This window comes from Shewanella sp. SM20 (assembly GCF_025654545.1).
Classification (GTDB): Bacteria; Pseudomonadota; Gammaproteobacteria; order Enterobacterales; family Shewanellaceae; genus Shewanella; species Shewanella oncorhynchi.
The window spans coordinates 77,054-83,943 of record NZ_JAKKRK010000019.1 but is presented as its reverse complement, the minus strand read 5'-3'; the positions used below and the strand labels follow the sequence as shown (position 1 = coordinate 83,943).

Annotated in this window: 4 protein-coding genes and 1 pseudogene; all 5 read left to right on the top strand. The window is 42.7% G+C overall.

The window, feature by feature from the left end; all coding sequences use genetic code 11:
- Positions 1–234, top strand: a pseudogene (locus L5M18_RS09985) (IS4 family transposase); the annotation flags it as partial.
- A gap of 173 nt (positions 235–407) precedes the next feature.
- On the top strand, positions 408–1,097 hold the full coding sequence (phoB, locus tag L5M18_RS09980; protein ID WP_006085167.1) for a phosphate regulon transcriptional regulator PhoB: 690 nt from the start codon (positions 408–410) through the stop codon (positions 1,095–1,097).
- 80 nt (positions 1,098–1,177) lie between these two features.
- A complete protein-coding gene (phoR, locus tag L5M18_RS09975) occupies positions 1,178–2,476 on the top strand; it encodes a phosphate regulon sensor histidine kinase PhoR (RefSeq protein ID WP_263196792.1) in 1,299 nt (432 codons plus the stop codon).
- 228 nt (positions 2,477–2,704) lie between these two features.
- On the top strand, positions 2,705–3,676 hold the full coding sequence (locus tag L5M18_RS09970) for a PstS family phosphate ABC transporter substrate-binding protein (protein WP_113941039.1): 972 nt from the start codon (positions 2,705–2,707) through the stop codon (positions 3,674–3,676).
- Positions 3,677–4,288: 612 nt separating this feature from the next.
- A complete protein-coding gene (locus L5M18_RS09965) occupies positions 4,289–6,142 on the top strand; it encodes a M1 family metallopeptidase (RefSeq protein WP_263196790.1) in 1,854 nt (617 codons plus the stop codon).
- The last annotated feature ends 748 nt before the right edge of the window (positions 6,143–6,890 follow it).

The following is a 6,890-nucleotide window of genomic DNA, read 5'->3' as shown; positions in this document are numbered from 1 at the left end:
TCGGTCCACCCCAATCAACTGAGTTTTCGGGATGCGGCGAGTTATATCATCTTCAAGTTGACACAACTGCCATCACAAACACCGGGGAATGTCCCGAGAGACGTATTGGATATAGAACGAAATGCACGGCAATTTAAGCTGGATGGTAAACGGGAAAGGGCATATCCACGAGTTCTTAAAATGAGCAAAAACAAGTTTCCGGTTAGACCAAAGAAAAATGCCGTTCACTCTTAAGTGAACGGCATTAGGCATATAGCCTCCTTTTTTATTGCTATAAACAAACAGTTATATAAACTTATTATGACAAATATTACTACTATATGGCTCAAGCGGCGTGCTTATTCATAAATCTGTAATAAAAATGACTAATAATAGCCGTGTTGACATTCACTGACAGAAAATCACTTATGACTGCAAGGATATTGATAGTAGAAGACGAGTTGGCCATCCGCGAGATGCTGACTTTTGTAATGGAACAGCATGGGTTTACCACCTCTGCGGCGGAAGATTTTGATTCGGCCATTGCGCTGCTAAAGGAGCCTTACCCCGATCTGATTTTATTGGATTGGATGTTTCCTGGCGGAAGTGGTATTCAATTGGCGAAACGCTTAAAGCAAGATGAGTTTACGCGCCAAATTCCGATCATTATGTTAACCGCCCGCGGTGAAGAGGAAGATAAAGTCAAAGGCCTCGAAGTTGGCGCCGATGATTACATCACTAAACCTTTTTCCCCTAAAGAGCTGGTCGCACGTATTAAAGCTGTATTGCGTCGTAGTGCACCGACTCGTTTAGAAGAAACCATTGATGTACAGGGCTTAATGCTCGATCCTGTGAGTCACAGGGTGAGTGTGGGTGAAACTGTATTAGATATGGGCCCAACCGAATTTCGTTTATTACACTTTTTTATGACCCATCCTGAGCGTGTTTACAGCCGTGAACAGCTGCTCGATAATGTGTGGGGCACCAATGTGTATGTTGAAGACAGAACCGTTGACGTGCATATCAGACGCCTTCGTAAAGCCGTTGAAGAGTCTGGTCATGACCGCTTGATCCAAACGGTTCGTGGCGCTGGTTATCGTTTCTCTACACGCATTTAGTGCTGAATAACTGTTAGGCACAAGTTAGCTTTTACGCTATCTTGTGCTCCTCTTATTTAGCCTGATGTTTGGGTTTATTTATGTCTGACTCTTATTCAGGGTATCGGTTGTTTACGCGCTTAGGTTTATATCTACTGCTTTGCGCGCTAATAGGTTTATTGGTAGGGAAACTTCTCTGGATACTCTTTATCGGCACGCTAGGGTTAGTTTGCTGGCATTACCGACAATTATCACGGCTTAACTTTTGGTTATGGCGGGATAGGAAACTCACGCCGCCGCAGGGCAGTGGGAGCTGGGAAGGTGTATTTAACGGTATTTATCGCCTTCAAGGGAAGAATCGTCGGCGTGTCGGTCAACTGGCCGCACTGCTGGCACGATTTCGTCAAGGTGCTGAGGCGTTACCCGATGCCGCTGTCGTGCTTGATTCAGAGCATAATATTTTATGGTGTAACAAGTTAGCGCAACTCATTCTCGGTTTTGTGTGGCCACAGGATAATGGTCAACGAATCGATAATTTAATCCGTCATCCTGATTTTTCTGCTTACATTAAATCCGCACAATACAAAGAGCCGTTGGAGTTATCTTCGCCAGTATCGGATAGGCGTTTGCTTGAAATCCGTATCATGGCTTACGGTGACCGGCAGCTACTGTTAATTGCGCGGGATATCACTCGTATACGTCAGCTTGAGGGAATGCGAAAAGAGTTTGTCGCCAATGTGTCGCATGAATTAAAAACGCCGCTCACTGTGCTACAGGGTTACCTCGAAATGATGCAAAGCATGGCTGAGCCTGATTCGATGAACGTCAAGCCGTTAGCATTGATGCAGCAGCAGACACGACGAATGCAATCTATGGTCGAACAGCTATTGATGTTATCGCGAATTGAAGATGCGGCTGATATTAACCTCGAAAACACTGTGAATATGACGCAGTTGATGGAGGTGCTCAAGGAGGAAGCTAAGGCGCTGGCACAAGATAAGTATGAATTGAGTTTCTATTGTGAGCCTGGACTTGATTCTCACGGCAATGAATTACAGCTGAGAAGTGCCTGTTCTAACTTGATTTCTAATGCGATTCGTTACACAGAACCTGGCGGGAAAATTACAGTGCAGTGGTGCAGTGTGGCTACGGGTGCCATCTTTAGCGTAACGGATACGGGTGAAGGTATTGCGGCTCAGCATATTGGTCGATTAACGGAACGCTTTTATCGGGTAGACAGTGCGCGCTCAAGGCAAACCGGTGGTAGTGGTTTAGGTTTAGCGATAGTAAAACATGCGCTTAACCACCATCACAGTAAGCTTAAAATCAGCAGTGAAGTCGGTAAAGGCAGTACTTTTAGCTTTATTATCCCTTTGCATCTTATCGAACGTAAGAAATAGTATGTGTGAGTGAAATATTTACAATAAATAATAAAAACAGGCCATTAGGGCCTGTTTTTGTTTCTAGGTTTATTGAGTCTTTATTTAATGACAGAAAAAAGCGATAAATAGTGCATTGTCATTTAAGTGTCATATCACGGACATAGAATTGTCATTGTAGCGATTGATACTGGCTGCGTCTGAAGAAACTTAAGTTACAAATTAGTTAGCTTACTACTGGAGCACATAATGAAACTGAAAAAGCTTGTCGGCGCGATTACTCTAACAGCCGCTGGTGTATTCTCTGCCACTGCGATGGCATCGATTGATCCATCTTTGCCTACTTATGAAAAAGCGAGCGGTGTATCTGGCAACTTATCATCTGTAGGGTCAGATACCTTAGCCAACATGATGACACTTTGGGCAGAAGAATTTAAACAAATGTACCCTAACGTCAACATTCAGATCCAAGCGGCGGGTTCTTCTACTGCGCCACCAGCGTTGACTGAAGGCACTTCACAGTTCGGTCCTATGAGCCGTAAGATGAAGCCTAATGAAGTTGAAGCGTTCGAAAAGCATTTTGGTTATAAGCCAACTGCGATTCGTGTAGCTATCGATGCTTTAGCCGTATTCGTGCACAAAGATAACCCAATCAAAGGCTTAAGCGTTGAGCAAGTTGATGGCATTTTTTCTTCAACTCACAAATGTGGTAGCAGTGACATCCAACGTTGGGGCGATTTAGGCTTAGACGGTAACTGGTCTGCCAAAGACGTTCAACTTTACGGTCGCAACTCAGTATCGGGCACTTACGGTTACTTTAAAGAGCACGCGCTTTGTAAAGGTGACTTTAAAGCTAACGTAAACGAGCAACCTGGTTCAGCTTCTGTTGTGCAATCTGTTTCTCAATCTCTGAATGCGATTGGCTACTCAGGTATCGGTTACAAAACTGCAGGTGTTAAAGCTGTTGCCATCGCTAAGAAAGGCAATGAGTTTATCGAAGCTACAGCTGAAAACGCGGCTAATGGTACTTACCCACTATCACGTTACTTATACGTTTACGTGAACAAGCAACCAAACAAAGACTTAGCACCAATGGAAAAAGAATTCCTGCGTTATGTGTTGTCTAAGCAAGGTCAGCAAGTGGTAGAAAAAGACGGTTATGTGCCAGTGCCTAATAGCGTAGTTGCTAAAGATTTAGAGCAAGTAGGTATTCGCTTGTAAGCCAAACGGCTTGTTAATCAAGGACCTCTTAGGAGGTCCTTTTTGTTTTTGTGGTTTTAAATGTGTAATGATGTCAGGTTTAGACCAAATTAAAGACATAAAAAAAGCAACCTAAGTAGGTTGCTGTAAATTCCAATTCGGAATCTTGGGACGGTCGCGCTAGAAACCATCTAAAGGAGAATGATGATGAACGAAGAAACTCATTACAAAGATTCGGTTCATAATATCTGACTCAGCATCATCAAATTAGTTCAGGGAAAGTGCGAAATATTTTAAATAATTTTGCATTTTGTTTTTATAAAAAGAGGCTGACTCGATTTTTGCTAAGTTTGCACGTCTCAATTTTAGCTGCTTCTACTGTGGCTACCGATAAATCCAGCAAGCTAGGGACAACTTATTGCAAACTCGGTACCTACACCTAAAGATGAACTGTTACAAAAAACTTGTTCCTAAGGATCTTTAAAGCTCAGTTACGATTTGCCTCTGAGTAAATTTGCAGTCGATAATACCTTCCAATGATTAGTGATAAGTTATCAAGCCCGTCACCACAGCAAGGTAACTCATAACTCACTATTTAGAACATACCGCTCAAAACTGAATATCGAGGCGACAGTGTTGCAACCAACTAAGAGTACATTAGCTGATGTAGCCCCTTGGGATTTAACCCGAGATTACCATTCTTTTGCGAATACCGAACAAGTACAAGTGACCCATGTCTCTTTGGATGTCATGGTGGATTTTGACGCGCAGCGTCTTTTCGCTAAAGCGACGCTGTCCTTGGATTTTCTTGAGTGTGATGTAACAGAGCTTTGGCTTGATAGTCGAGATCTAACCATACTTGCTGTGACTTGCTTTAATGCTACAGAGGGGGTGAATGCATTAACAGAAATGGATGAAGCACCGCTCGACTTTGTGCTTAATGAAGCTGACCCCATCCTCGGGCAAAAATTGTGTATCACTTTACCTGCATTTCTTTGCAAGCAGGTTTGTATTCACTATCAAACCTCGCCGTCCGCCCAAGGATTACAGTGGCTAGCGCCTGAGCAAACCGCGGGTAAACAGTTACCTTACCTCTTTAGTCAATCGCAACCGATCAATGCCCGCAGTTGGATCCCATTACAAGATACGCCTAAGGCGCGGATCACTTTTGATGCTAAGGTGCAAGTGCCCAAAGGCATGCGCGCCGTTATGAGTGCGATGAATCATCCCGATACGCCACTTAATGGTGTGTTTCACTTTGAGATGGAACAGCCTATTCCGACCCATTTAATGGCGTTGGCTGTGGGTGATATTGCCTTTCAAGCGATAGGTCCAAGATGCGGCGTGTATACCGAGCCGAGCATGCTAGCGGCCGCCGCAAAAGAGTTTGAAGATACTGAACATATGCTCGACGTTGCCGAGTCATTGTTAGGTCCTTACGTATGGGGCCGCTATGACATGATTATCTTGCCGCCGAGTTTCCCATTCGGTGGAATGGAAAATCCGCGTTTAGCCTTTTTAACGCCCACGCTCATTGCTGGTGATAAAAGTTTAGTGTCAACCGTTGCCCATGAGTTAGCGCATTCTTGGACGGGTAATCTGGTCAGTAATGCGACTTGGCGTGATCTCTGGTTAAACGAAGGTTTCACGACCTATTTTACTAACCGTATTGTCGAGGCTGTCTACGGCAAAGAACAGGCAGAATTAGAATGGGTGATAGAGTTTGGTCGCTTAAAAGAAGAAATAGCGTCTTTGCCTACGGGTAAGCAAACTTTACCCGCTAATGTGCAGCAGGACGATCCTAATCTTGCCTTTAATCGTTTTACTTATGATAAGGCTTCGATGTTTGTCCATGATTTAGAGCGTAGGCTAGGGCGAGTAGAATTTGATAAATTTTTACTCACTTATGTGAATCATTTTGCGTTTAAAGCCATTACCACTGAAGTGTTTGTCGAGTACGCAAAACAAACTTTACTGCAATTACATGCAGATAAAATCACTGAAGCTGAACTATTAACGTGGATTTATGGTGAAGGCTTACCTAAGGGCTATTGCGGACCAACATCCATGAGTTTAGATAAAGTCGATGATGCGCTGGCGTGTTTTCTACAGGGAACAGCAGCGGGCAGATTAAGTGTTAAAGATTGGCGAGTGCACCATTGGCAATATTTTCTGACCCAATTACCTGAAGTCGTTAGTCAAGTTCAATTGATGGATCTGGATGAAACCTTCCAATTAACCCAATCGACTAATGCAGAAATTGCCTGTGATTGGTTTCGAGTCGCTATTCGTAATCATTATGATCCTGTGTTGCCGGCATTAAGTGCCTATTTAGTGCGTATTGGACGCGGTAAATTTGTGCGGCCACTCTATGCTGAGTTACAAATTGCGGGATATCACTCTGAATTAAAAGACATCTATACAAAGGCTCGTGCAGGCTATCATCCTTCGATTCAAGTTCAATTGGACAAATCACTCAGCTTATAGAAATTTAGGTAAAAAAAATGGCAACCTATGGGTTGCCACAAAGAAATCAGTGCGGGATACAAATAGAATTCAATGCGCTAGCGTGTTTTCTATTGTGTCCCAAAAGGGAGATGATGATGAACGACCAACCAATTCGACTCAATGCGATAAAACAGAAACTGTGTCATTTGAGGGTATGAAACTGCGACTTCACATATTTCATTCTCAAGGTGCATTTAATCTTATCTGTTAATCCTTACCTATACTCAGAGTCACCATTTTTAATTAAGTTCACTGATATCAGAAAAAAATCCCAAAAAGTTTAAAAAAGATTTTATGGGACATTTTTCTGGGGAATACTGAGTACTCACACTTAAGTGTTACATTTTTTCTACATTAAAATCATGGGGATAAAAAATTAAACGCGTGTCAGTTTATTAATCTATAAGCTAGCGTTAGCGCTTGTTGAAATTTGAGTAAAAAAAATGGCAACCTAAGGTTGCCACAAGGAAATCAGTGCGGGATACAAATAGAATTCAGTGCGCTAGCGTGTTTTCTATTGCGTCCCAAAAGGGAGATGATGATGAACGACCAACCAATTCGACTCAATGCGATAAAACAGAAACTGTGTCATTTGAGTGCATGAAACTGCGACTTCACATATTTCATTCTCAAGGTGCATTTAATCTTATCCGTTAATCCTTACCTATACTCAGAGTCGCCATTTTTAATTAAGTTCACCGATATCAGAAAAAAGACAAAAAAAGTT

Coding starts and splice junctions, on each gene's coding strand:
- phoB (WP_006085167.1), top strand. CDS start 408: ATGACTGCAAGGATATTGATAGTAGAAGACGAGTTGGCCATCCGCGAG.
- phoR (WP_263196792.1), top strand. CDS start 1,178: ATGTCTGACTCTTATTCAGGGTATCGGTTGTTTACGCGCTTAGGTTTA.
- L5M18_RS09970 (WP_113941039.1), top strand. CDS start 2,705: ATGAAACTGAAAAAGCTTGTCGGCGCGATTACTCTAACAGCCGCTGGT.